We start from the raw sequence: 22,260 nt of genomic DNA, 5'->3' as shown, positions 1-22,260 counted from the left end.
AAGGGGAAGAGCAAAAAGCCCGCTGTAAAAGCGGGCTTTTTTAAATCGAAACCTTATTTCGCCTCGTCTTCCTGACCGAGAATACGCGAGCGGCTAACAGCCAAAATCTCATCGGCCAGAGCAGAATCATCAGGGCAGGCACGTGACAGCACCAGCGCGCCGACAAGCTGTGCAAGGGTAGCAAGCAGGTCGGCACGGGTTTCGGCGCTTGCCTGCTCTTCATGCGCTAAACGGGCCAGATGGTTTTCAATACCCGCCGCAAATACTGCCTTAATTGATTCAGGCTGACGCGCCGTATCGGCCGCCAGCGCCGAAATCGCACACCCTTTTCCCATCGCATCCCGATGCTGCCGTGACAGATAGTGTTCAACAAATTGTTCCCGACCGGCGCCTGAAGCATTCTCGGCGGAGCGCGCAAAACCGCAGCCCAGCGCCTCTGCCATCAAATCAGCTTTGGAACCAAAGTGCTTGTAGAACCCACCGTGGGTTAAACCGGCGGCTGACATCAGCTCCGCAACGCCCACACCGTCGTAGCCCCGCTCGCGAAACAGCTCCGAAGCCGTTTCGACAATGCGCCTGCGGTTTTCACGAACCTGCTCTTTCGACACCTTCATCGGTTTACCCTTTCCACCTGTCATTTCCACGCTCAGTATACATTGATGACGATCGTAATCAAACTGATTGACTTTTTAGATTACGATCACCATCATTAATTTGCGTCATCGGACGTTCATTGGCAGGGGAAGCGCCAGCACCTGTTTCCCCCCTGTGGGCCTCGATGGCGCCGTTAACGCATAACCTTGCCAGCGCCCGATTCTGTCTGTATCGCCTGGCGCCGCTCTCATTTATTTTTTAACAGAGAAGAATAACTTATGACCCAATCGACAGTTCTTATTACCGGCGCTTCTACAGGGATTGGTGCTGTATACGCGGAGCGGTTCGCCTCACGGGGCCACAACCTTGTGCTGGTCGCTCGCGACAAGACAAAACTGGATAGTCTTGCAGAACGTTTGCGTCATGAAAGGGGGATTTCCGTCGACGTTCTGCCTGCCGATCTCACCCAGGCAGAGGATTTAACGGCTGTCGAAGCTCGTCTGCGTGATGACGCGCGGATCGGTATTCTTATCAATAACGCGGGCGTCGGCCAGTCGGGTAACTTTATCGGCCAGCAGCCTGATGCGATCGAGCGGCTTATCGCGCTTAACATAACGGCGCTGACGCGACTGGCCAGGGCGGCAGCGGCACGCTTTGTTGAAGCTGGTGAAGGCGCGATCGTCAACATCGGCTCCGTTGTCGGCCTGGCCCCTGAATTTGGCATGTCGGTTTATGGCGCGACCAAAGCCTTTGTTCTCTTTTTATCGCAGGGGATGGATCACGAGCTCTCTTCCAAAGGCATTTACGTGCAGGCGGTGCTTCCTGCCGGAACCTATACGGAAATCTGGCAGCGGACAGGCATTGATACCCGCACTTTGCCCCAAATGATGGAAGTGGGCGAGCTGGTCGATGCCGCGCTGGTTGGCTTTGACCGTCGGGAACTTGTCACCATTCCGCCTTTACATAATGCGGCACGCTGGGATGCCCTTGATGCTGCCCGTCAGGCTCTGATGGCGGATATCAGACAGGCGGAAGCGGCGGAGCGATATAAAGCGCTTTAGCCAAAGCGAGGGAGCCAGCAGGACGAGGCAATATCCCTTGAGTTGTTTTGTCGGCGCAGGGTCTTTTTCTTTTCACGGAAAAGCCGTGCGCCGGCGAAATTACCCGGCAAAGCCGAAATAGCCTTAGCTTGCCAGGAAAGAATATTTTCGCAACCGGCCGTTGCAGGTAAATAATAAATGAATAAAACGATGAAAGCCTTCACGTTTAAACGCTATGGCAAACATCCTGAGCTGGGGTTCGAAAAAGTCGATTATCCAGCGATCAACGCCAATGAAATTCTGGTAAAAATTTACGCGGTGGGGCTGAACCCCATAGATAATATGATCCCCACTGGAATATTTAAGCCGGTTCTGCATTTTAAACTTCCGGGAATATTGGGGAGCGACTTGTCTGGCGTAGTTATTGCGGTGGGCAAGCAGGTCACGCGCTTCAGGCCAGGCGATGAAGTTTTTGCCAGCCTGTTCGACAGTGGAACAGGCTCTCTTGCCGAATTTGCAGCCGTGCCTGAAAGTGCAGCCGCCTTAAAACCCGCAAATCTCGATTTCGTGCAGGCGGCGTCGCTGCCGATGGTAAGCCTCACGGCCTGGCAGGCGCTGACGGAGCGGGGCAGACTGCGGCCGGGCCAGAAGATTTTCATTCCGGCAGGCTCGGGAGGCATTGGCACCTTTGCTATCCAGCTGGCTAAGCACCTGGGCGCCACGACGGCCACGACTACCAGCACGGCTAACGTCGGGTGGGTTAGTCAGCTTGGCGCCGATAAAGTGATAGATTATAAACAAGAAAAGTTTGAAAACGTTTTAAGCAGCTACGATATCGTTCTGGGCACCCTCAAAGGCGATACGATTGAAAAATCCGTGCAGATCCTTAAGCCTGGAGGACAGATTATTTCTCTCGTCGGGCCTTTAGATGCCGCCTTCGCACGGGACAGAGGGATAAACTTTTTTCTGACTTTTGTGATGAAAATGATGAGCCGAAAAATCACGCGCCTCACCAAAAAACGACGTCTGACCTATTCTTTTCTTTTTGTTCGCCCGGAGGGGGAGCAGCTGACCCAAATTGGCAAGCTAATAGAGGCTGAACAAATCAAACCAACGATCGACAAAGTATTTTCCTTTGCTGAAACAAAGAAGGCGCTGGCCTGGCTTGGCCAGGGACATGCAAAAGGGAAGGTGGTGGTTACGATGCAGGCGCCTTCAGATACCGAGCCAGCGGCCGGCCGTTAAAGAATGAACAAGGGCAGCCGCCAGTCCATTCCCTTCGCGCAGAATAACTGACGGCACAAACGCAAAAAACCCGCTTAAATTTCTTTAAGCGGGCTTCTCTAATCTGGCTCCTCTGACTGGACTCGAACCAGTGACATACGGATTAACAGTCCGCCGTTCTACCGACTGAACTACAGAGGAATTGTTGGAACGGGCGCATAATATCCAGAGGGCAGAGGGATGTCAAAGCCTGATTGCACCTTTTTAACCGGCTGCTGAATAAATCAGCATTTTGTTGAAATTTCCTCAGGTTAGAAGGTGTTCCTCATCTCTGTTCTTTGCGGAATGCTCCGCAGGTCTCTGACAAATGGCAACAAGCATAACAGCCGTTTACGTCAGAATAATTACGTTTATTTCATTTCGTGGTTGCCGCCTCTTATTTTGAAATATGCATTCCATGCACGCGCTTCGCTCACCGGCAAGGAACAAGAATGGAAAAGGTCAGAGTTGGACTGATTGGTAGCGGCTATATCGGACGCTGCCACGCAATTGCTTATGCACAGGTTTCCACCGTTTTTTCGTTAAAGGGGGGAAATGGTGGCGGAAGTGAACCTTGAGGTGGCGAAACCGCGGGCTGCATTGCTGGGGTTCAAACGGTCAACAGGCGACTGGCGTGAACGGGTTGCCGAGCCTGAGAGAGATGGGGTGGATATTTGCGCGCCCAACTGCCTGCACAAGGAGATGGCGCTGGAAGCGATTCGCCACGGTAAGCACGTCTTCTCAGAAAAACCGCTGGCGCTGATGTGGCTGATGCCGAAGAGATGACCCGGGCAGCAGAGGCGGCAGGAGTAAAAATGCTGGTGGGAGGGACAGGTAAAGCCACAATACCGGGTGAAATATGATCTTTACAGACGAGGGGCGGGTAAAGCCCCAATATCGAATGAGACAGGCTCTGTTCAGCAACAGATCATGACGCATTACTCAGTAGATAACCTTCAACTGTCATTTGTGAGGCGCTGTAAGCCTTGTGGTAGTCGTTGAAAGAGTGCAGCTTTCCATCGCTTATCACTAAAAAGCGTTTGCAGACCTTTTCAATAAGACTACGATCGTGCGAGACCAGAAGCACAGTGCCGTTAAACTCTGCTAACTGACGTTCAAGGGCCTCTTTACCTGAAATATCCAGATGGTTAGTGGGCTCATCCAGCAAAAGCAGATGACTGTTGATAAGGGATATACCTGCAAATAATAATCTTGCTCTTTCTCCCCCACTCAATGTTCTGACTTTACTCTGCAGACGTTCCCAGGGGAATCCGGCTTTAAGTAACGCCTGCTTCAGCTGCTCATTATTGGCATTCACGCGCGACGTACTGCAGAAACTGAATAATGCATTCATCATATCCAGCTCGCTATCCACGCCATTTTGCAGCTGATCGTAATAGGCCATCACCGTCGAGTCATGCAGCGTAATGGCCCGATCCCGTTCCAGATAACTCTTCCAGATAAGCTGCAGCAGAGTCGACTTACCCATGCCATTGGCACCGATTAAAGCAATTTTTTCTCCTGGCTGAATCAACAGCTCATCTATTGCGTACAGGATTGTAGTCTGCCCTGGCGCTCTGACCATGACCTCATTGCAAAACAGGAGTCGTTTTGCCGGCAGCATTTGTCCGGGAAAGGAGAGATTCCAGGGATAAGGCTCTGGTAAAGTATTTTGCTCAAGCTTGAGTTTGTCGACACGTTTGAACATGGACTGCGCTTTTCTTGCCGAGCTTTTACTGTGCTGCTCTTTACCCCACACCGCCAGCTGACGCGCGCTGGCTTCAATGCGCTCAATTTCGTTTGCCTGATCCTGATATTGCTGCTGGCAGGCAAGATCGCTTTGTTCGTGCTGCACTAAAGCTTGCGTGCAGGGGAGTCGATATTGATGCACGCCGCCATTAGCGATAATCCAGGTACTGTTGGTGACAGTATCAAGCATGCGGGTATCATGGGAAACCAGAATTAAGCTTCCACGCCAGTCTGCTAAAAAGGTTTCAAGCCAGATTAACGTCGGCAAATCAAGATGGTTTGAAGGCTCATCAAGTAAAAGAACATTGGGAGCAGAGAGCTGCGCTCTACCCAGTAACAGGCGCGTCTGCTGGCCACCGCTAAGTTCTGAACACGGCGTGTCACGCTGGGTAAGCCCCATACCAATATTTTCAAGAATAACTTCAGCGCGCCAGCTTTCACTTATGCGCTCATCACTTTCTAAAACATCAAGAAGAGCCTCTTCTGGCGTCAAAGATAATAAGTGCTCTGGAAAACGCTGTTCCACCAGATAATAACGTAACGATTTGGCGTGAGTAACCTGGCCTGAACTCGGCTCCAGCTTCTTAGTCAACAGCTGTAGCAGGGTAGACTTACCGGCACCGTTGAATCCAACTAAGCCCACCTTTTCAGCGGAGTTTAATGAAAGAGAGACATCGCTAAACAACAGATGGGTTGTATTATGGTAACTCAACTGATTAGTTGAGAGGAAAACTTGTTCTTTACGATTCACGAAGATCCCCTTTACGATAAAAAAGCACAATCACAATGCCCGCTAGCGCAAGAACCGACTGAGTCAGGTAAACCCCCTGCGAGGATAAGCCATTCCCTTCTTTTGCCATAAGAAGATACATGGCAAGAATAAGTATTCCCGACAGACCGTTAAAAGTAGCCTGAAGTCTCCCCTGATACTCAGGCTCACAGTGAAGTTGTGAAAGAGATATCGACAGGGCCCAGCTGGAAATCCCAAAACCAATAAGGAAATAAACCGGGAATACCAAAATAACAGCATCATTTACAGAGAGAATATATAAACCGCCAGCCATGACCAATAAAAGCAAGGCCAGCGTTTTCCTGATGCTGGTTTTTTTACAAAGCACAGGTGATAAAAAGCCGCCGGCCAAAACTCCCAGCGAATAGAGCGCTTCATAAAGGGCAAATACTCGTGTGCTCGCATGCAGCACTTCACGAGTATAAGGAACTAAAATAATAGGAATAGTCATCAAAAGAACCATTATTATCATCTGGCTCATATAAGGCATAAAAAGCGCAGGCTTACTTTTAAAGTATCTCAGCGAAGAGGTATAGCTATACCACCAGCCTTCACTTTGTTTATTTGCGCTTTCTGCCGTTGCTACCGTACGCATGGCAAGGTTGAAAAGGCCGGCGATAATAAAAAGTATACCACCGATAAGCAGCGTGCCTTTGATGCCTGCTACAGCCAGTATGAAGCCACTTAAACCCATTCCCATAATAGTGCCGAATTCGTAAACCATATCAATGGTCGCATTAGCGCTAACAAGCTCCTTTTCAGGCACGATACTTTGAATAAAAGGCACCGCGGAAGGCATGTAAAATGAGATAAACACCCCAAGCAGAGAGCACAAAATCATCAGATCTGGCTCAATATTCATTTCCCACATCAGGACCCATGCAACGATAACCATCCCCCTGACCAGATTTGAGATAATGATTTGTGCTTTACGATTGTAACGATCGGCAAGCAGGCCAAATAAAGGGGCGAAAAGGATACTGGGCATCCAGATGCAAAACATCATTATCGCCACGCCTTTAACAGAGTTGGTTTTGTTATAGGCCAGCCAGGAAAGCGCAATATAATTTAATCCGTTGCCAAAAGTGGCAAAAAGGCCGCTCACGGTGAAAAACAAAAAATTCTTGTTTTCAAACAGTGCCAGCCGTTCCTTTACTTCTGCTCTAAACATTCTCTTACCCCAATGACCGGAATCCATTACACAACCAGTTAATTCTGTCGCCGAAATAGCCACGTTTTTTCGCTGCTGACTGCACTCTTTGTATCAAGGCCGGCATTTGAGAGATGGCATCATCCAAAAAGGCGGTCATATTGTACAGATTTACTGTACTATGAATGAAGGTCACCGAGCATTCAATCGTTTTTGCCTGATGCCACCAGTGCGCAGGAAAGTAAAGAAAATCACCGGGATGAAGCACTACGCACTCAAAAGGAATACCCAACGCTTCGAGCTCGTATGTGCTGTAAAATTTACCCTCTTCAAGCGCATACTGCGGTGCCACTAACGTAAATTCTTTTACGCCCTGCAACTGTCCGACAATGCCGTTCACGCTGAGCATATCCTGATGCATGCTGGTGACTGTTTCAGGCGCAGACATCAAAATCCAGGGTGCAAGAACCAGCTCGCCTACTAACGATTTCTCAATATTATTTAATGTAATGGCTTTGGGCACGGTGAAACTGTCGTTAAGTGATTTTGCGTGGGAAAGATGTGGCTGCCATGACCAGTTACCCATGCCTTTAACGCCAGATTGAATACGCTTGATATAATCACTTACCGTAATTTCCACTCTGCCCGATTTATTTATTCCTTCCTCAATAAATATCTTATCGCTACCGTAATTTTTCTCAATAAAAGAAAAATTGCCCTGCGTAAACAATGGCCAGTGAAAACAATACTCATGAATAAGAAAACATGTACCTGTCAAATCATTAATGCGGCAGTTTTCCAAAAATGCTTGCTCATTTTTAAATAATTGCACTGGCTGCATCCTCTTTCTGAAATTGAGATAAGACCAAACACATTTCTTCTGCTATGCTACTGCCTTGTGCCGTAAGGCAATTCTTATGGTCAAACTGCGCCAGTGTCTCCTGCAATGACAGCGATGCTTTGTTAATATTGACGGCGGCAGACTGCTTATGTGCTCCTGGGAAGGTAAGGTTTCGCATATAAAAAATAATGCGAGTTAAAACAAATGCAGCATGAAAGACCCCGTTGGCAGGACGGGGTTGATCACGAAAAGGACTTTTCAGGTAAGTTCCTGTCGATACAAGGGGATCGAGCAGTTGCTTAATATAGAGTTCAATATGAGACATCTCGTGAATAATATTTTCGACATAATCAGATAGCGTCCAGTCTTCTTTAGGCGAGATAACAATAAGACCTAAAAAAAGCACGGAACTGGTTGCTACAAGTGAGTCGCAACTGACAACAACAACACGACCAATAAGATTCCTCAAGGTATAATCCATCACGGCACTGTTGGTAGAGAGCAATTCAATCGCTGCCAGAATATTTTCTCTGTAACTGTTCATTGCAGAGTAATGTATTGCCGAGAATTTTTCATTTTGACGTTGCATTTCCGCAGCAACTGATTTCAGAACTGCCTGATAATCGTCACGATTGGCTGCCTGATAGCAAACAACCTTTTCGGGCCAGGGAGCGTAGGCGTGGTTTTCTGTAAGGAAATTAAGAATGGTTTGTTTTTTATTACAGGCAACAAATTGACGCCAGAGTGTACACTCTTGTTCAACAACTTCCCGGTTTAAATATATGGAAAAAATATCTCTTTTAGTTATTGTCATAGCTTATTTCCCCCATTGTAATCATGCTGACAGGATTATATATTTTTCTCACATTAATCAAGTCGGGTTTGCTAAAAGGATAAAAAAGGCTGGTAATATTGTTAGCCAATATTGCACTCAGCAGTAAATTAGTGGATGCGATAGATCCTGTTATAGGTTTTGTTACTGCGTGTGAACTCTTCTGCAAAAGGCTAAGGAATTCGGTTTTGGCCGCTTCAGTGGTTAACAGAGGGCCTGCTGTAATAGTATCGTATCCTGCAGATCCAAAGATAACCGGGACTTTGTGGCGCATAGCATATTCAACGATGTAGAGGGATGACTTAATGGCAGGCGTATCGATAGCGGATACCAGTAAATTAACATCATCAGGGAGACAATGCAGATCTTCTGAGCAGGTAATTTTACGCTCGTATAAAGAAACGTTGACCTCAGCATTTATTCTGAGCAATTTATCTTTTAAGCACTGCACCTTGCTTTTGCCAATATCGGCAGAATCATAAGCAAACTGGCGGTTCAGATTACTTATCTGAACTTTATCATAGTCGATCAGCGTGAATTTTTTGATCCCCGATGAGGCCAGACACAGCCCTACATTTGATCCTGTTCCACCGCATCCAATCAGGGCTATATGGATATCATTCTTGAAGCTAAACGGTGAGTGTAACGTTCCTAAATGAAAATTAAGGAAATCATAGGTTTTCTCTAAAACGGTGCCACTATATTTATTTTCCGACAGTACCAGCAAATTCAAGCTGCACATTGTTTTATAAAGTGCATAGCAGCAATCATCTTTAAGCCACGACTGTAATTCTGTCTCGTCCAGGCCTGTTTCAAGCCTGGTTAAAAAATATTCCACCTCAGGCCCAATAATGTCGGTCATCTGGTAATTTTTTTTACCCAAAAATATGATTTTATCATCGGATCTTATGATCGAGGCATTCAGTTTAATTTTCACTCACGGTTTCCTTTATGAGAACCTTACGTCCCGGAGCATATAAGGTGTTTTCCAGAATTGAACTGTGACAAAAAAAACCAGTGGGAAAGATAAATAACGGAAGGCTAAGACACTGCTCCCGCAAATAAAAATCAATAGCTTTGAATATTTCTGGTTGTTGAGATGATAGCGCTTCAGTAAAAAGCAAGGAATACAGCTTTTTTATTTTCTCAAATTTTACATGACTCGTAGATACATGACTCAAATCAGATCGAATGATTTGTACAGGATTTCGCTGAGGAATTTTACGAATTTCAAAGCGTAAATGGGATTCGGAACGCCAGTAGCCATATTTGTCCTGATGTTTGCGGACCTCAATATTAAAGCAAGAGAGTTGTTCAGCAATATCTTCAAGAATTTCATCATTTGGATAGAAATCTTCGTAAGATATGTCGATAACAAAGCTGTTTTTTGAGTAGGTGATAGTATCCCTGAGCGGATGATAAGAACCATCAAAATACACAGACATCCATGACGTAACCGGCTTTAATATATTGTCGTAACGTGCTGCAATTGAGCTGCGATTAATTTTACAAGTTAAAATTTCTTTGACGTAGTCTGGCAGTTTATCAAATTTTCTTCCGGGAGAAAGTATCATCATTAAGTTCCCTTCAGTAGCCACAAAATTTTGCTTAGCCGTGAAGGTACGGTAATTTTTCAGGTTAACGGCAGTGTTGCAACTGACATGCACTTTACCGTCAAAAAAGGCCTCGCCGTTCGGATCTTTTTCAACCAGAAGATAATTGATTTTTTCCACATTAGGCAGGTGCTTATCAAGTGTAAAATATTTATTAGCAACCAGCTGATAAACGTTATCCTGTTTTTTCAAAAGAACATAAGGTCCGGCAGAAACGTCATCACTATGCTCGTGTTTGGGAGAGAAATTCAATAAAGATAAATACTGAATAATAAAGGGGTCATACCATGAGGTTTGAATAGTGAAGCTGTGGTCATTATGGATTTCTGTTTCTGAACCCAGTTTCGCTACAGATGCAAGGATCTTATTATAACGATTATTCTCATCATAACAGATATGTCTGATCGCCCGCACATAATCCGCAGCTTTCACGTTATCGCCATTACTCCAGAATAAATCTTTTCTGATAGTTATTCTGAGGGAGTCAGCCGTCTGTTGGAAGGATTCGGCACCTAAGAGCTCGACTTCGCCCTTTTCCAAAGAGAATAACGGGAGCGCAAGCTTGCTGTAAATTTGCTCTCCGCTGTAATCACAGATCGACCAGATATCTTCTTTATAAGGGAAAACATCAACAGCGATATTTAAATTATTCATGATATTCAGGCCGTTTACCTAAGCGGTTGTCTTAATCATCTCTTCATACATTTTTTGTTTTCTAAGCAAGATCTCTATTTTTTCTTTAGTGTAAGAGACCTCCTCTATAATAGAATTCCTGACTTCATCCGATATTTTTAATTTATTTTCTGTAAGCACTTCGAGGTAATCATTGAAAGCAATGTCACTCTCATTTGAATCTCGGGAGATATAGGAGTGATAATTTTTATAAAATCTTATGGCATGCTGTCTGGAGGTAAAACCACCTGTCACCATGATATTATCCGTGTCATTACGGATTTCATGTACCCATCCAGTCGGCACGTAGAGAATAGTCCCGGGAGTAAGAGTGAATTCAACGATCTCAACGTTCAATTCATCCAGATGTGCTACGACTTCCTCATTAAATAATGAAGTCCCCATTTCAATATGGTGACGATGAAGTGGAGATATAGCGCGGAATGTTTTTTGACCTTCAATCATCATTAACCATGCGCTGGTTGAAAAACAGTCAATGTGAAGATCGCAATTTATTCCTTTTTTTCCAAAAAACACCCATCGTCTGCGGAATTGCATTCTTTTTGGCAAACGATCGATGAAATCATCCGGGTGGAATTTTGGAAAAAAGATATCTTCGTCCAGCCCAGGCAAGCTTTTTTGATAACTCCAGCCTGTCATATAGGGGCATTGCTCGCCATTTTTCATCAGATCAATGTATTCTGATATTGAAATCTTTCTGGTGATGTTTGCCGGATCCTCTAAGTTATCACTTACCTGACATAATATCTCGCTACAGCGCGCTTTAAAAAATTCAAAACTCCATTTTTTATAGGCAGGCATGTCGCTGTTCAAATTTGCATACTGCACGGGCTGGGTCTTATTGAAAAATGTTTCTTCAAACTGGTGGTTTTCAACACTTGCGACATCTTCAACATGTGGCCGGAATACGCTCATAGAGAATTCTCACGATAAGTTATAAATTTAAGTTCTGGGGTTGCCCCCAGAACCCGACGATCTTATTAGCAGCGGTGAGTTGCTAATAACAGTTCGTTATCCAGTTCAATCTCAGCCAGCTGTACATTTTCAATTTTGAATTCAACATCAAAATCTTGAGTCTCAGTTGGAGATACATAAGAACGAAACTCTTTGCTTTCGAAATCATTCATGGTTATTGCTCCTGTAATTTGACTTGGATTGTTGTTAAACAAAAATGTAAACGCAGTGATCTTTAATTAATGTAAGGAAAATTAAGTAAATGTCACCGGAGATTTAAAAGTAATGTAATTTGATAATTTTATGTTAATACATTTTTATGTAAGTGTGAGTGTTATCACAATAAATCATTGATTATTGATTAGTAAAACTGGTGTGTATCTTTTATGGAGAGAATGTGCTCTTTTCAACTAATTGATAATTATGTTTTTTTTTGTTGGTCAGGATTTTATTTTTCTTCTGAACTGCTAAAGGTGTAGAAATGTTGAATTGTTACAGTTCATAATTTCTTATGGTTATATATTAACCTTTTTGAGATTTTCATCTCGATTATTGACGATTTTCCATAAGAAAAAGCGATGGCGTTCAGGTATGAAACCTGAGCGAGAGAAAGAAAAGGCCCATAGCTTGCAGCGAAAACTATTGCAGCGTCCACCCTGGATCGGCATACACCCAATCTTGCAAAAGCACGAATGATCCTGCGTAAGATTGCTGCAACCCTTAGCCGGTTGCACACTCCGCCTGTTACAGGAATGAGCCCAACCTGTGTCGTAATCTATTGGCTGACCAGTAAATTTTTTACTCAGAAGAGGTTGGGTTCAGGCGCACTTACGCAGGCGCAAAGCGCCGATCACCGATGCTGTATTCAGAAACGCTTTGCCTTGCCATAGCCCCCGGGATCGGCGGCTGCAGCCTGTTCATATTTTTCAATAGTTCGTCGGGTACTGGATAGGGATGAGGCAGACATGACGTCAAAAGGTTTCGCCGCCCGGGCGGGATCGTCAGTGAAGCGGGTACTGGGATCTTTCGCCAGCGAGCGTACGTCATAACGTCCGGGTTCCTTCGCCCGCGCACTTTCTACCATATGTTTGACAAATTTTTTCCCCACTGGCGGATAGGTAGTCGAGGTTAATATATCCTCGATCTCCGCCATTGGCATGGTACGTACATGGCGCAGCGCCCACTGGGCGTGCGGATCGGGGCGGGGATCGTTTCGCTGCTGGATAACGTCAAGCCTGCCTGGATCGAGCCTGCTGTTCTCCAGCGTGGTCACAATCGGCAGATGTTGCCAGGCATCAAGCACTACCGGATCTTCCTGACGTTTGTCTCCTAACAGCACCAGGACGTGGTCATTATTGTAGAGAGTATTAAACACGGGCTTATTGGCTCCTCTGGCCGCCACTTGCGTGTAGGCCAGATCGGCAAATTCCTGACAGTGTCCTCCTTGCACTCTCAGGGCGCTGTGTCCACTCGCATAAGCACGATCCAGGCCTGTCGCCGCGTCAGGAAACCGTTGTGTAAAGCGTTCACTGGCTTCATGACTAAAGCGGTCCGCAGCGCGCACGGCCATGATACCGCGCATCGCACTCTCTCCCTTATCGGCCACAAGGGGCAACCACTGATTACCACCACGCCCTAATTGCGTACGCACTTCCTGTTGGACTTGCGCCGCCAGATCCATGCTTTGCAGCGTCTGTGGTGAAACCACCCTGACCTGATGCTGAAAGGGGCCGGATGCCTGCATTTGTGTCGCGCTGAGGCTCTGATGAGCGGGCTGGCTCTGCTGGGTCTGGCGGCTGCTGCCAGAAGAAAATATACGCATCATAATCAGACTCCGACTTCATCAGGAAGGTGCTGGCTGATGATGCCCAGACGCTGTCCCAGCGTATGAGTATAAAAAGCCATATTTTCGTACAGGGCAATCAGGGCCTGAGGATCTGCCGTGTTCATCGGCAAACGCGACCATATCACTAGCTCGTCACTGTTTGCCGAAGCCGCCAGCACAATGGGAGGGAAATCTTCGTTCATCAAATTTGCCTGTAGAAGTTCCCAGAGAAGCTCAGTGGTGATGTCATTAGCCGTCCTGAAAGGAAGCAGGCAGCTAAAGGTGATGTGGTTACCGGGATAATGCAAAAGCCGCAGCGATAAATCTGACCACATCACTAACTCAAAGGCTTCTTCATCGCCCCGCATCTCAGGCGTTAGCTTGAGGTAATTGAACAAGGGAATAAGAGCACTATTAAAGGTTGTTGACATAAATCCTCCTTTTTATTTGTCTCAGGTAGCAAACCGGCACGGCAAGGGCAGCCCGATCCGACTTCACTGCAAAGTAAGAAAGAGTAAGTGAACAGAAAAACCGCCTGGTTCCTTAAGCTGTGGAACAATAGCGAGCAGATGTGATGAGGTTAAAAGAGTAGCGTTGATAAAGGGGCATGACACCAATCGGCTAACGAGAGAATGCTTAACCTTGGGCGGCAGCGCCATGCAGTCAGCACTTTACCGGCACCCTTTTGGCACGGCACCCTGCTGAGCCAGGGCGCAGAGTTTTTACCCGAATCACTGCATAATCAGGGCGAAACCAAAATTGATGAAAACGCAACGCCGACAGGTAAAGAGTAAAAGACAGAACAAGGTCGATAAGCAAAAAGCCCGCTTAAGTTTCCTTAAGCGGGCTTCTCTAATATGGCTCCTCTGACTGGACTCGAACCAGTGACATACGGATTAACAGTCCGCCGTTCTACCGACTGAACTACAGAGGAATTGTTGAAACAGGGCGAATCATAGCGAAGACGCAGCAGACTATCAAAGGGGAAATGTGATTTTTGGATGCGACTGATTCAAATATAGGCAAAAAAAATAAGTTCACCGTTTGAGGCGCCAAAAAGGAATAAAAAAACACAGCGCCCGGCTAAAGAACAAGCAGCATGACAAAATTCCCTGTGAAGGTTTATCTTTAAGCTCCGAACTAAGGTTAATAATTAACGTTATTAAGGCCATAAAAAACGGCCCTGCGGTATAGGCTTATCTTTTTTTTATAAGGATGACCAAATGGCTGCCGTTTCAACTGAAACAATTAGTGGCGCTATCATTTCAGGTATAGAAAAAGCGCATAAAGATTATCGTCAAATGTCCGGCGGATACTGGGTCTGGACGGCTGCGGAATATATGCTCACTACCTATATTGCCAAAGCGCTAAGCGACATGCCGGGCGCTAAATTCGTGACGCTTGAAAGCAATGGGCTTAGCTCAATGGATCACGCGGGCGCGATAGCGCCGGGGCCAAAGCCGGTTAAGGCGCGTTTGAGCGGCCGTTTCGATCTCCTGCTGTGGTGGGGGAAAGCCCAGCCGCGAGCGGTAATCGAAGTCAAAAACCAGCCGGGCGGCCCGTCGGGCTGGTATCACGATATTGAAAGGATAACCTCAGTGCTTTCTATTAACCGCGACGCCTCATCCATAAAATTTGGCGTATTTGCTTACTATTATTCGGCAGCGGATGGCGAATTGCTCAGCGGGGCGCAGAAAGTGCTTAATAAATTCGAACGCGTAGAAACCTATGTCAGCGAGAATATCTCCGATCGTTATCGGGTCGAACAGATTATTTCCGATATCCATGATGAAGGCAGCGAGGGCGCCTGGGGTGCCGCCTGTTTAATTATCAGACCTTGCTGAAAAAACGCAGCGCGTAAAAAGACGGCGCAGCTAAGGTGCCAACCTCAGGGTTGTCTAAAATTGATAAATTACTCTGTAGCAGAACGGGTTTTCGGTGAGCTGCTTTGGTTTTTTTCCGCCGAACTTAAATCAACGCGTTAGATACGCACTGCCGACGGTGTGATGTTTATCAATAAGGTGACCGCATGACGCAACCGACTGCTATCCTGCCGATATTATTGCGTCGCTGAAAAAAGGGAGAGGTCGCTGGCGGCCGTTTCCCGTAACGCTGGGCTGGCGTCCTCCACGCTGTCCAACGCTCTTAACCAGCGCTGGCCCACGGCGAAAAGCTGATAGCGGAAGTGCTGGGCCTGCGCCTGAAAAAACGGCCTTCGTGCTATCACTGATAACCCTCCGGCGCAGCCTGAATACGGAAGATATGCCGCATTTTGTTTATCCGATTCGTAATAAATCTTTGCACCGAAAAAACAGTTTTCTATTATCGGCCCTCTTTGTCGCGCATTAAGCTCCTCTCTGCATGGCATGCTTTAGGATCTGAAAGAAACGCCTGATGTATCAGGATGCTTGCCGTTTTACCGGCAATGCCGCTTTGAAGACTACCGGCTCTGTCCTTCGATGGGTTAAGGCTTTCTTACGCTAAGGAAATCACAATGAATCTGATGAATAATTGTGCATCGCCTGCCCTGGATGTTATATTAAAATATAATATCCGGAGGTGCTCTATGTATACCACTCGCCTGAAAAAGGTCGGCGGATCCGTCATGTTGGCGGTTCCTCCTGCCGTGTTGAAAACGCTGGCGCTGTCGACGGACAGCGAAGTAGGTATGACCATTGATAATGGCTGCCTGATTATTGAACCCCAAAAACGGCCCCGTTATTCGCTTGAGGAGCTGCTGGCGCAGTGCGATCCGCACGCCGAAATGAGCGAAGAGGATCGTGAATGGATTGATGCGCCTGCGATGGGCAAGGAGATCCTGTAAATGGACAGAGGGGAAATCTGGCTTGTTTCACTGGATCCGATTGCCGGCCACGAGCAAAGTGGACAACGTCCGGTACTGATCGTATCGAAGGCATCGTTTAACAAGCTGACCCGGCTACCCGTTATTGTTCCCGTTACCCACGGCGGAAACGTTGCCCGAACAGCCGGTTTTACCGTTTCACTGGACGAGGCGGGAACAAAAACGACGGGCGTGATCCGCTGCGACCAGCCCAGAACCATTGATATGGCGGCCCGAAATGGTAAGCGGCTGGAACGTATACCTGACGTCGTTGTGAATGAAGTGCTGGCCCGCCTGGAGGCCATGTTGAGCTAATGTTTTTTAGGCCACCTGAACGAGGGCGCTGTCACATACAGCGCCCTCGTTTTTGCGAGGCTTGCGAATATGCATCCAGAGCAAGGGAAGATCCTTTCGGTTAAAGCGATATTTGAAATACCAGAGGTTTTAACCGCCTGAATCGACAAGCAAATACAGGAGATGAGAATCGGTCAGCGTAAAGGGATTTTCAGAAGGCTTAAAGCTGTGGATTTTAGTGACGTTCAGAAACACTGGGCGGTCACTCCATAGTAAAACTGAAATGACCCCAAATCTTGCCCAATGCAGAGGGGGAATGAAAATGCATTGGGTAGGTTTTCACGCTAGCTTGTTGAATCTTAATAATATAAAGATTCGTGAAGATGCATGACAACATAAATATGGCTCCTCTGACTGGACTCGAACCAGTGACATACGGATTAACAGTCCGCCGTTCTACCGACTGAACTACAGAGGAATCGGTTTCGATGGGGCGCATAGTAACGGCCGCGTCCGGGCGTGTCAAAGGTCGAATGCCATTTTGCCGCGCGTTCGGCCGCAAAATCAGCAACCCGCTCTGTTTCTCGCCCGTTCGGGCAAAATTCAATCTCTTGCGCCAGATCGCACTTTACGGCGAATGCCTTGCTGATGTTAGAGGTGTGTCAAAATTTTGTTGTTTGCCGTTTTTAAAACGTGCGTTTCGGTGCTTTTATGTAAAAAGTTTCAAAAATGTTAATTATGGAATAATTGCACTGATCAGTCAGTCGGCCGCTATATGTCGAAGCGATAAAGACTGAAAAACTAAATTAAGCTTTTGATAAATATTGTTAATAACCAGGAGCAATCTGACTAAGACATTGCTTTTTCACCGCTTAAAAATGTTATCCAGGCACCGGTGAAGTTGTGTGAATGTAAAAAATATCTTTCATTCGAGGTCCAGCCAGCCGCACAAGCTAATCACATAAGGGCTCTATCATGAAAAAATTCGTTGCAGGGTTACTGTTAGTCTGTTCGCTGCCTGCTGTCGCGCTGGCAAAAGATCTCCAGATGGGTGTCTCAATGGCGCTGTTTGACGACAACTTCCTCACCATCGTTCGCAATTCTATGCAAAAAGAACTTCAAAAAGAAAACGTTAAAGGGCAGGTAGAAGATGCCAAAAACGATGTTTCCCAGCAGCTACAGCAGGTGCAGAACTTTATCGGGCAGGGCGTGGACGCCATTATCGTCAATCCGGTCGACACCAACGCGGTTAAACCGATTATGGATCAGGCCAGCAAGGCGGGCATCCCGCTGATTTTTATTAACCGCCGTCCCGCAGCCGAACTGACGGGCAAAATGGCCTATGTTGGCTCCAACTCGCAGCTGGCGGGGCGTTTGCAGATGGAAGCGCTGGCTAAACAAATGAATTACAAAGGCAACGTCGCCATCCTGTTAGGCGATCTGGCCAATGAATCGACGCGTGAACGTACCAAAGGCGTGAAAGAGATTGTTGCGAAATATCCTGGTTTAAAAATCGTTCAGGAGCAGACCGCGAAGTTTATGCGTAACGATGCGGTAGATGTGGTCAGTAACTGGCTCACCGCTGGCGACGATATTCAGGCGATCGCTGCCAATAATGACGAAATGGCGATTGGCGCGCTTCAGGCGCTGGGAAAAAACAGCGACCACGTGCTGGTGGCGGGGGTTGACGGCACGCCGGACGCGCTGCAAATGATCAAAAACGGCAAAATGGTCGCTACCGTTTTTCAGGACGCAAAAGGCCAGGGCGAGGGGGCGGTACAGGCGGCGGTGAAGCTGGCAAAAGGTGAAAACGTGGCATCGAACGTCGATATCCCTTTCCAGCTGATCACCAAAGAAAACATGGCGAAGTTTACCAGCCTGAACCAGAAATAGCCGGGGTGCATCATGACCGCATATGCGCTTGAAGCCGAAGGCATCAGCAAGTTTTTTCCTGGCGTAAAGGCACTGAACAACGTCTCTTTACGGGTCAGGCCCGGCAGCGTACACGCGCTGATGGGCGAAAACGGCGCGGGAAAATCCACGCTGATGAAATGCCTGATAGGAATTTATCGCCCGGATGAAGGCTTAATCCGCGTCAGGGGCGAGGCGGTAGCGTTTCAGGACACGCTGGACGCGCTGCGCGCAGGCATTTCGATGATCCACCAGGAGCTTAACCTGGTGCCTCATATGACGGTGGCGGAAAACATCTGGCTGGGCCGCGAGCCGATGAAATATGGCTTTGTCGATCACGGCAGCCTTCATCGCCAGACCCGCGAGTTGTTAAACAAGCTGAACATTCGCCTTGCGCCGGACGATCTGGTGGGCGATTTGAGCATCGCCTCGCAGCAAATGGTAGAGATCGCTAAAGCCGTATCCTGGAATGCGGATGTGGTGATCATGGATGAGCCAACCTCCGCGCTGACTGAAACCGAGGTTTCGCATCTTTTCGCTATCATTCGCGATCTCAGAGAGCAGGGTAAAGCCATCATCTATATCAGCCACAAAATGGATGAAATCTTTACGATTACCGATGAGGTCAGCGTATTTCGCGACGGTGCCTGGGTCGGTAGCAGCGCGACGGCGGACTATACGCGGCAGTCGCTGATTACCCAGATGGTCGGGCGCGAGCTGACCCAGCTTTTTCCCAAGTTCAACACGGCCATTGGCGAAGAGGTGCTGACGGTACGTCATTTACAGCGTAAAGGCGTGTTTGATGACATCAGCTTCGGCGTGCGCCGTGGTGAAATTCTGGGCGTGGCGGGGCTGGTCGGCGCGGGCCGCAGCGAGGTGATGGAAAGCCTGTTTGGCATGACCAGCCCCGACGGCGGCGAAATTCTGATAGACGGCGTGCCGGTAAAAATAGATTCGCCTGCCACGGCGATAGAAAAGGGGCTGGCTTTTCTTACTGAAGATCGGAAAAAGTCCGGGCTGTTTCTGGTGCTGTCGGTGATGGAAAACATGAGCATCGTCAATATGCCGGAATACAGCAGCCGCGCGGGCTTTGTCAGCCATATCCAGATGGCGAAGGACTGCATGGAGCAGATCCGTCGGCTGAACATCAAAACGCCCACTATGGATCAAATCATCAATAACCTCAGCGGCGGCAACCAGCAAAAGGTGCTGATCGCCCGCTGGCTGCTGGCACAGCCCAAAGTCCTGATCCTGGACGAGCCGACGCGCGGCATCGACGTGGGCGCGAAAGCGGAAATTTACCGGCTAATCAGCGAACTGGCGAATCGCGGCGTCGCCATCATCATGGTTTCTTCTGAACTGCCGGAAATACTCGGCATGAGCGATCGGGTGATGGTCATGCACGGCGGCCGCATCACCGGCATCCTCAATAAAGAAGAGGCCGATCAGGAATCCATTTTGTCACTGGCGTCTGAATAAGGGCTGAAACCATGAGCGACGTAAAAATGAGTGGCCAACAGCCGTCTTCGGCAACGTTTTTAAGCAGTTTTAAGGGAAAGATGCCGAAGGATACCGGCATTTTTATCGTGATGGTCGCCATCGCGCTGATTTTTGAAGCGGCAGGCTGGTACGTGCGCGATCAATCGTTTTTGCTTAATCCAAACCGGCTGGTGCTGATTATTTTGCAGGTTGCCATTATCGGCATTATTGCGGTCGGCGTGACCCAGGTGATTATTACCACGGGGATTGATCTCTCATCCGGCTCGGTGATTGCTTTAACCGCCGTGGTGGCGGCCAGCCTGGCGCAAACCTCCGACAGCCTTTCCCCGATGTTCCCGTCGCTGGTCAACATGCCTGCGGCGGTGCCGATCGTAGCCGGGGTCGGCGTGGGGTTGCTTTGCGGGGTGGTGAATGGCGTGCTGATCACTAAAACCGGTATTCCGCCCTTTATCGCCACGCTGGGCATGATGGTTTCCGCGCGCGGGCTGGCGCAATACTACACGCAGGGCAACCCGATCAGCTTCCTTTCCGACAGTTTTACCGCCATCGGCCAGGGCGCAATGCCGGTAGTCATCTTCCTGGTCGTCGCGGTCATTTTCCATATCGCGCTGAAACACACCCGTTATGGCAAGTACGTTTACGCCATTGGCGGCAATATGACCTCGGCGAAAGTTTCCGGGATTAACGTCAATAAATACCTGGTGATTGTTTATACCATCGCGGGCGGGCTTTCCGGCCTGGCTGGCGTAGTCCTGGCGGCGCGCGTCAGCAGCGGCCAGTCCAGCATGGGCATGTCCTATGAGCTGGATGCGATTGCCGCCGCCGTCATCGGCGGCAGCAGCCTGATGGGTGGCGTAGGGAGGATTACAGGTACGCTGATCGGCGCGGTGATTTTAGGGCTGATTAAGAGCGGCTTTACCTTTGTTGGCGTGGACGCCTACGTTCAGGACATTATCAAAGGCATTATTATCGTCAGCGCCGTTTCAGTGGATATGTACCGCAATCGTAAAAAGCGCTAGCGGGCAGGAGCCAGGCCGGCCCCTGTATTCCTCTCAGCCGCCGCTTTTTTATGCCATGTAAACGTTACCATGCACAGCCTGACAGCATATTTTGCACCTCATCGGTGCAGGCAAGCGGTTGGTGAAAGCATTAAAAAAAAGCGCTACTCCTTTAGAGGTAATCAGATTCTCTTATTTTACCGGCGCTTAGCCTGAAACAAATGGGCTGAAAGCGCAGCCGGAAGTTTCTGGCACGTCACTTGCAATTCTTAACCCGCACCAGAGTGAAAACTTATTTTTTAGCGCCAGTAACAATGGCGTCCCGTGACGGAGGCAAAATGAACTTAAGACGACTGAAATATTTTGTAAAAATCGTCGATATTGGCAGCCTGACCCAGGCCGCAGAGGTGCTGCATATTGCGCAGCCTGCGCTCAGTCAGCAGGTTGCCACGCTGGAGAACGAGCTGGACCAGCAGCTGCTTATCCGTACCAAGCGCGGCGTGACGCCTACGGAAGCCGGGAAGATTTTATACGCCCACGCCCGTACCATTTTACGGCAGTGCGAACAGGCGCAAACGGCGGTGATCAACGCCGGGCAGACGCTGACCGGTCAGGTTTCAATCGGTCTGGCGCCGGGAACCGCCGCCTCTTCGCTGACCATGCCTTTATTGCAAACCGTGCGCGAACAGTTTCCGGAAGTGCTGGTTTACCTGCATGAAAACAGCGGCGCATCGCTAAACGAAAAAGTGATGGATGGGCAGCTTGATATGGCCGTACTTTACGACCGCGCGCCGTCCGCCGGCATCACCAGCCTGCCGTTGATGAAAGAAGAACTTTATCTGGTTGGCGCAACCGACTGCCCTGGACAAAACATCGATTTAGCCGACGTGGCCAAAATGAACCTGTTTCTGCCGCGCGACTACAGCGCCGTGCGCAAACGCGTTGACGAAGCGTTTTCGCTGCGCCGCCTGAGCGCCCGCATTATCGGCGAAATTGAATCGATCGCCACGCTGACCGCCGCCGTCTCCAGCGGCATGGGTGTCACCGTACTGCCGGAATCCGCAGCGCGCGCGCTGGTCAGCTCCACCGATGCCTGGATGGCGCGCATCAACAGCCCAACGCTGAACCTGCCGCTGTCGCTGAACGTTTCGGCGCGCTCGCCGCTTTCTCCTTCTGCGCAGGCGGTAAAAAATATCCTGCTGTCGCTGCTCAACAAACCGACGATTGAAGAGCGTGAACTGATGCTGGTGAGCTAATGCCTTTCTGCGGGCGCGCGTCGGCGCGCCTCACTCCTATATCGCTAAAAAGCATATAAAACCTCTTTTTATTATTTGTTGCTATCAATGTGCCTTATTAACATGGCTGAAACCA

The 22,260-nt window shown here is 48.4% G+C and carries 21 protein-coding genes, 3 tRNA genes and 2 pseudogenes; 12 read left to right on the top strand and 14 right to left on the bottom strand.

Annotated elements, in window-relative coordinates; genetic code table 11:
* Window positions 1–53: 53 nt before the first annotated feature.
* The gene (locus QCD69_RS03450) at window positions 54–614 is read right to left on the bottom strand and encodes a TetR/AcrR family transcriptional regulator (protein WP_301251160.1); all 561 of its coding nucleotides are present in this window, start codon (window positions 612–614) and stop codon (window positions 54–56) included.
* A gap of 258 nt (window positions 615–872) precedes the next feature.
* Between QCD69_RS03450 and QCD69_RS03445 the strand changes: the two genes are divergently transcribed.
* Window positions 873–1,655, top strand: coding sequence for an SDR family NAD(P)-dependent oxidoreductase (locus QCD69_RS03445; RefSeq protein ID WP_253460305.1), 783 nt, complete (start codon window positions 873–875; stop codon window positions 1,653–1,655).
* Between the two features lie 189 nt (window positions 1,656–1,844).
* The gene (locus tag QCD69_RS03440; protein ID WP_441004973.1) at window positions 1,845–2,879 is read left to right on the top strand and encodes an NADP-dependent oxidoreductase; all 1,035 of its coding nucleotides are present in this window, start codon (window positions 1,845–1,847) and stop codon (window positions 2,877–2,879) included.
* A gap of 104 nt (window positions 2,880–2,983) precedes the next feature.
* On the opposite strand, the gene QCD69_RS03435 is transcribed toward QCD69_RS03440, so the two are convergent.
* Window positions 2,984–3,059, bottom strand: a tRNA-Asn gene (locus QCD69_RS03435).
* Window positions 3,060–3,349: 290 nt separating this feature from the next.
* Between QCD69_RS03435 and QCD69_RS03430 the strand changes: the two are divergent.
* Window positions 3,350–3,724, top strand: a pseudogene (locus tag QCD69_RS03430) (Gfo/Idh/MocA family protein); the annotation flags it as partial.
* Between the two features lie 101 nt (window positions 3,725–3,825).
* On the opposite strand, the gene QCD69_RS03425 reads toward QCD69_RS03430, so the two are convergent.
* The 10 genes from QCD69_RS03425 to QCD69_RS03380 all read right to left on the bottom strand — a co-directional run bounded on the left by QCD69_RS03425 (window position 3,826) and on the right by QCD69_RS03380 (window position 13,775).
* Complete coding sequence (locus QCD69_RS03425) at window positions 3,826–5,397, bottom strand: ABC-F family ATP-binding cassette domain-containing protein (protein ID WP_301251028.1); 1,572 nt, start codon at window positions 5,395–5,397, stop codon at window positions 3,826–3,828.
* A complete protein-coding gene (locus QCD69_RS03420; RefSeq protein WP_253460311.1) occupies window positions 5,387–6,634 on the bottom strand; it encodes an MFS transporter in 1,248 nt (415 codons plus the stop codon). The genes QCD69_RS03425 and QCD69_RS03420 overlap by 11 nt, the downstream gene beginning before the upstream one ends.
* A complete protein-coding gene (locus tag QCD69_RS03415; protein WP_253460314.1) occupies window positions 6,612–7,418 on the bottom strand; it encodes a JmjC domain-containing protein in 807 nt (268 codons plus the stop codon). The genes QCD69_RS03420 and QCD69_RS03415 overlap by 23 nt, the downstream gene beginning before the upstream one ends.
* Window positions 7,405–8,241, bottom strand: coding sequence for an aKG-HExxH-type peptide beta-hydroxylase (locus QCD69_RS03410; RefSeq protein ID WP_301251027.1), 837 nt, complete (start codon window positions 8,239–8,241; stop codon window positions 7,405–7,407). Before QCD69_RS03410 ends, QCD69_RS03415 begins: the two co-directional genes overlap by 14 nt.
* Complete coding sequence (locus tag QCD69_RS03405) at window positions 8,228–9,196, bottom strand: ThiF family adenylyltransferase (RefSeq protein WP_253460320.1); 969 nt, start codon at window positions 9,194–9,196, stop codon at window positions 8,228–8,230. Before QCD69_RS03405 ends, QCD69_RS03410 begins: the two co-directional genes overlap by 14 nt.
* Window positions 9,186–10,526 carry an ABC transporter substrate-binding protein gene (locus QCD69_RS03400; protein ID WP_301251026.1) on the bottom strand — a complete coding sequence of 447 codons (1,341 nt, stop codon included), beginning with the start codon at window positions 10,524–10,526 and terminating at the stop codon, window positions 9,186–9,188. Before QCD69_RS03400 ends, QCD69_RS03405 begins: the two co-directional genes overlap by 11 nt.
* Window positions 10,527–10,544: 18 nt before the next feature.
* Window positions 10,545–11,480, bottom strand: coding sequence for a cupin-like domain-containing protein (locus QCD69_RS03395; RefSeq protein WP_301251025.1), 936 nt, complete (start codon window positions 11,478–11,480; stop codon window positions 10,545–10,547).
* A 65-nt stretch (window positions 11,481–11,545) separates the two neighbouring features.
* A complete protein-coding gene (locus QCD69_RS03390; protein WP_153810780.1) occupies window positions 11,546–11,692 on the bottom strand; it encodes a hypothetical protein in 147 nt (48 codons plus the stop codon).
* Window positions 11,693–12,384: 692 nt separating this feature from the next.
* Window positions 12,385–13,344 carry a hypothetical protein gene (locus QCD69_RS03385; protein WP_301251024.1) on the bottom strand — a complete coding sequence of 320 codons (960 nt, stop codon included), beginning with the start codon at window positions 13,342–13,344 and terminating at the stop codon, window positions 12,385–12,387.
* Between the two features lie 2 nt (window positions 13,345–13,346).
* Window positions 13,347–13,775, bottom strand: a complete 429-nt coding sequence (locus QCD69_RS03380) for a CesT family type III secretion system chaperone (protein WP_301251022.1) — start codon at window positions 13,773–13,775, stop codon at window positions 13,347–13,349.
* Window positions 13,776–13,976: 201 nt separating this feature from the next.
* On the opposite strand from QCD69_RS03380, the gene QCD69_RS03375 reads away from it, so the two are divergent.
* On the top strand, window positions 13,977–14,138 hold the full coding sequence (locus QCD69_RS03375) for a hypothetical protein (protein ID WP_301251021.1): 162 nt from the start codon (window positions 13,977–13,979) through the stop codon (window positions 14,136–14,138).
* A 64-nt stretch (window positions 14,139–14,202) separates the two neighbouring features.
* Here QCD69_RS03375 and QCD69_RS03370 read toward each other — a convergent pair.
* Window positions 14,203–14,278, bottom strand: a tRNA-Asn gene (locus tag QCD69_RS03370).
* A 289-nt stretch (window positions 14,279–14,567) separates the two neighbouring features.
* Here QCD69_RS03370 and QCD69_RS03365 point away from each other — a divergent pair.
* The 4 genes and pseudogenes from QCD69_RS03365 (at window position 14,568) to QCD69_RS03350 (ending at window position 16,501) form a co-directional block, all read left to right on the top strand.
* A complete protein-coding gene (locus tag QCD69_RS03365) occupies window positions 14,568–15,188 on the top strand; it encodes a hypothetical protein (RefSeq protein ID WP_253460336.1) in 621 nt (206 codons plus the stop codon).
* A gap of 214 nt (window positions 15,189–15,402) precedes the next feature.
* Window positions 15,403–15,574: pseudogene (locus QCD69_RS03360) on the top strand (helix-turn-helix domain-containing protein).
* Between the two features lie 336 nt (window positions 15,575–15,910).
* A complete protein-coding gene (locus QCD69_RS03355; protein WP_253460339.1) occupies window positions 15,911–16,168 on the top strand; it encodes an AbrB/MazE/SpoVT family DNA-binding domain-containing protein in 258 nt (85 codons plus the stop codon).
* Window positions 16,169–16,501, top strand: a complete 333-nt coding sequence (locus QCD69_RS03350) for a type II toxin-antitoxin system PemK/MazF family toxin (RefSeq protein WP_301251018.1) — start codon at window positions 16,169–16,171, stop codon at window positions 16,499–16,501. It begins immediately after the preceding gene.
* Window positions 16,502–16,882: 381 nt separating this feature from the next.
* Here QCD69_RS03350 and QCD69_RS03345 read toward each other — a convergent pair.
* Window positions 16,883–16,958 (bottom strand) — tRNA-Asn (locus QCD69_RS03345).
* Between the two features lie 497 nt (window positions 16,959–17,455).
* Here QCD69_RS03345 and QCD69_RS03340 point away from each other — a divergent pair.
* The 4 genes from QCD69_RS03340 to nac all read left to right on the top strand — a co-directional run bounded on the left by QCD69_RS03340 (window position 17,456) and on the right by nac (window position 22,145).
* Complete coding sequence (locus QCD69_RS03340) at window positions 17,456–18,373, top strand: sugar ABC transporter substrate-binding protein (protein ID WP_301251016.1); 918 nt, start codon at window positions 17,456–17,458, stop codon at window positions 18,371–18,373.
* A 12-nt stretch (window positions 18,374–18,385) separates the two neighbouring features.
* Window positions 18,386–19,870 carry a sugar ABC transporter ATP-binding protein gene (locus QCD69_RS03335; RefSeq protein ID WP_301251014.1) on the top strand — a complete coding sequence of 495 codons (1,485 nt, stop codon included), beginning with the start codon at window positions 18,386–18,388 and terminating at the stop codon, window positions 19,868–19,870.
* A 26-nt stretch (window positions 19,871–19,896) separates the two neighbouring features.
* Window positions 19,897–20,910 carry an ABC transporter permease gene (locus tag QCD69_RS03330; RefSeq protein ID WP_370734459.1) on the top strand — a complete coding sequence of 338 codons (1,014 nt, stop codon included), beginning with the start codon at window positions 19,897–19,899 and terminating at the stop codon, window positions 20,908–20,910.
* Between the two features lie 317 nt (window positions 20,911–21,227).
* Window positions 21,228–22,145: a nitrogen assimilation transcriptional regulator NAC gene (gene nac / locus QCD69_RS03325; RefSeq protein ID WP_253460354.1), complete on the top strand. Its 918-nt coding sequence runs from the start codon at window positions 21,228–21,230 to the stop codon at window positions 22,143–22,145.
* Window positions 22,146–22,260: the final 115 nt, after the last annotated feature.

Origin of the sequence: Erwinia sp. PsM31, from assembly GCF_030433775.1 — a bacterium.
GTDB classification, from domain to species: domain Bacteria; phylum Pseudomonadota; class Gammaproteobacteria; order Enterobacterales; family Enterobacteriaceae; genus Erwinia; species Erwinia aeris.
This window is presented reverse-complemented; position numbering and strand designations above follow the sequence as displayed.

Excerpts from the sequence above, each read along its gene's own strand:
- QCD69_RS03410 (WP_301251027.1), bottom strand. The coding sequence starts at position 8,241 with ATGACAATAACTAAAAGAGATATTTTTTCCATATATTTAAACCGGGAA.
- QCD69_RS03440 (WP_441004973.1), top strand. The coding sequence starts at position 1,845 with ATGAAAGCCTTCACGTTTAAACGCTATGGCAAACATCCTGAGCTGGGG.
- QCD69_RS03390 (WP_153810780.1), bottom strand. The coding sequence starts at position 11,692 with ATGAATGATTTCGAAAGCAAAGAGTTTCGTTCTTATGTATCTCCAACT.
- QCD69_RS03380 (WP_301251022.1), bottom strand. The coding sequence starts at position 13,775 with ATGTCAACAACCTTTAATAGTGCTCTTATTCCCTTGTTCAATTACCTC.
- QCD69_RS03400 (WP_301251026.1), bottom strand. The coding sequence starts at position 10,526 with ATGAATAATTTAAATATCGCTGTTGATGTTTTCCCTTATAAAGAAGAT.
- QCD69_RS03350 (WP_301251018.1), top strand. The coding sequence starts at position 16,169 with ATGGACAGAGGGGAAATCTGGCTTGTTTCACTGGATCCGATTGCCGGC.
- QCD69_RS03340 (WP_301251016.1), top strand. The coding sequence starts at position 17,456 with ATGAAAAAATTCGTTGCAGGGTTACTGTTAGTCTGTTCGCTGCCTGCT.
- QCD69_RS03445 (WP_253460305.1), top strand. The coding sequence starts at position 873 with ATGACCCAATCGACAGTTCTTATTACCGGCGCTTCTACAGGGATTGGT.
- QCD69_RS03330 (WP_370734459.1), top strand. The coding sequence starts at position 19,897 with ATGAGTGGCCAACAGCCGTCTTCGGCAACGTTTTTAAGCAGTTTTAAG.
- QCD69_RS03395 (WP_301251025.1), bottom strand. The coding sequence starts at position 11,480 with ATGAGCGTATTCCGGCCACATGTTGAAGATGTCGCAAGTGTTGAAAAC.
- QCD69_RS03365 (WP_253460336.1), top strand. The coding sequence starts at position 14,568 with ATGGCTGCCGTTTCAACTGAAACAATTAGTGGCGCTATCATTTCAGGT.
- QCD69_RS03355 (WP_253460339.1), top strand. The coding sequence starts at position 15,911 with ATGTATACCACTCGCCTGAAAAAGGTCGGCGGATCCGTCATGTTGGCG.
- nac (WP_253460354.1), top strand. The coding sequence starts at position 21,228 with ATGAACTTAAGACGACTGAAATATTTTGTAAAAATCGTCGATATTGGC.
- QCD69_RS03420 (WP_253460311.1), bottom strand. The coding sequence starts at position 6,634 with ATGGATTCCGGTCATTGGGGTAAGAGAATGTTTAGAGCAGAAGTAAAG.
- QCD69_RS03335 (WP_301251014.1), top strand. The coding sequence starts at position 18,386 with ATGACCGCATATGCGCTTGAAGCCGAAGGCATCAGCAAGTTTTTTCCT.
- QCD69_RS03385 (WP_301251024.1), bottom strand. The coding sequence starts at position 13,344 with ATGATGCGTATATTTTCTTCTGGCAGCAGCCGCCAGACCCAGCAGAGC.
- QCD69_RS03375 (WP_301251021.1), top strand. The coding sequence starts at position 13,977 with ATGCTTAACCTTGGGCGGCAGCGCCATGCAGTCAGCACTTTACCGGCA.
- QCD69_RS03450 (WP_301251160.1), bottom strand. The coding sequence starts at position 614 with ATGAAGGTGTCGAAAGAGCAGGTTCGTGAAAACCGCAGGCGCATTGTC.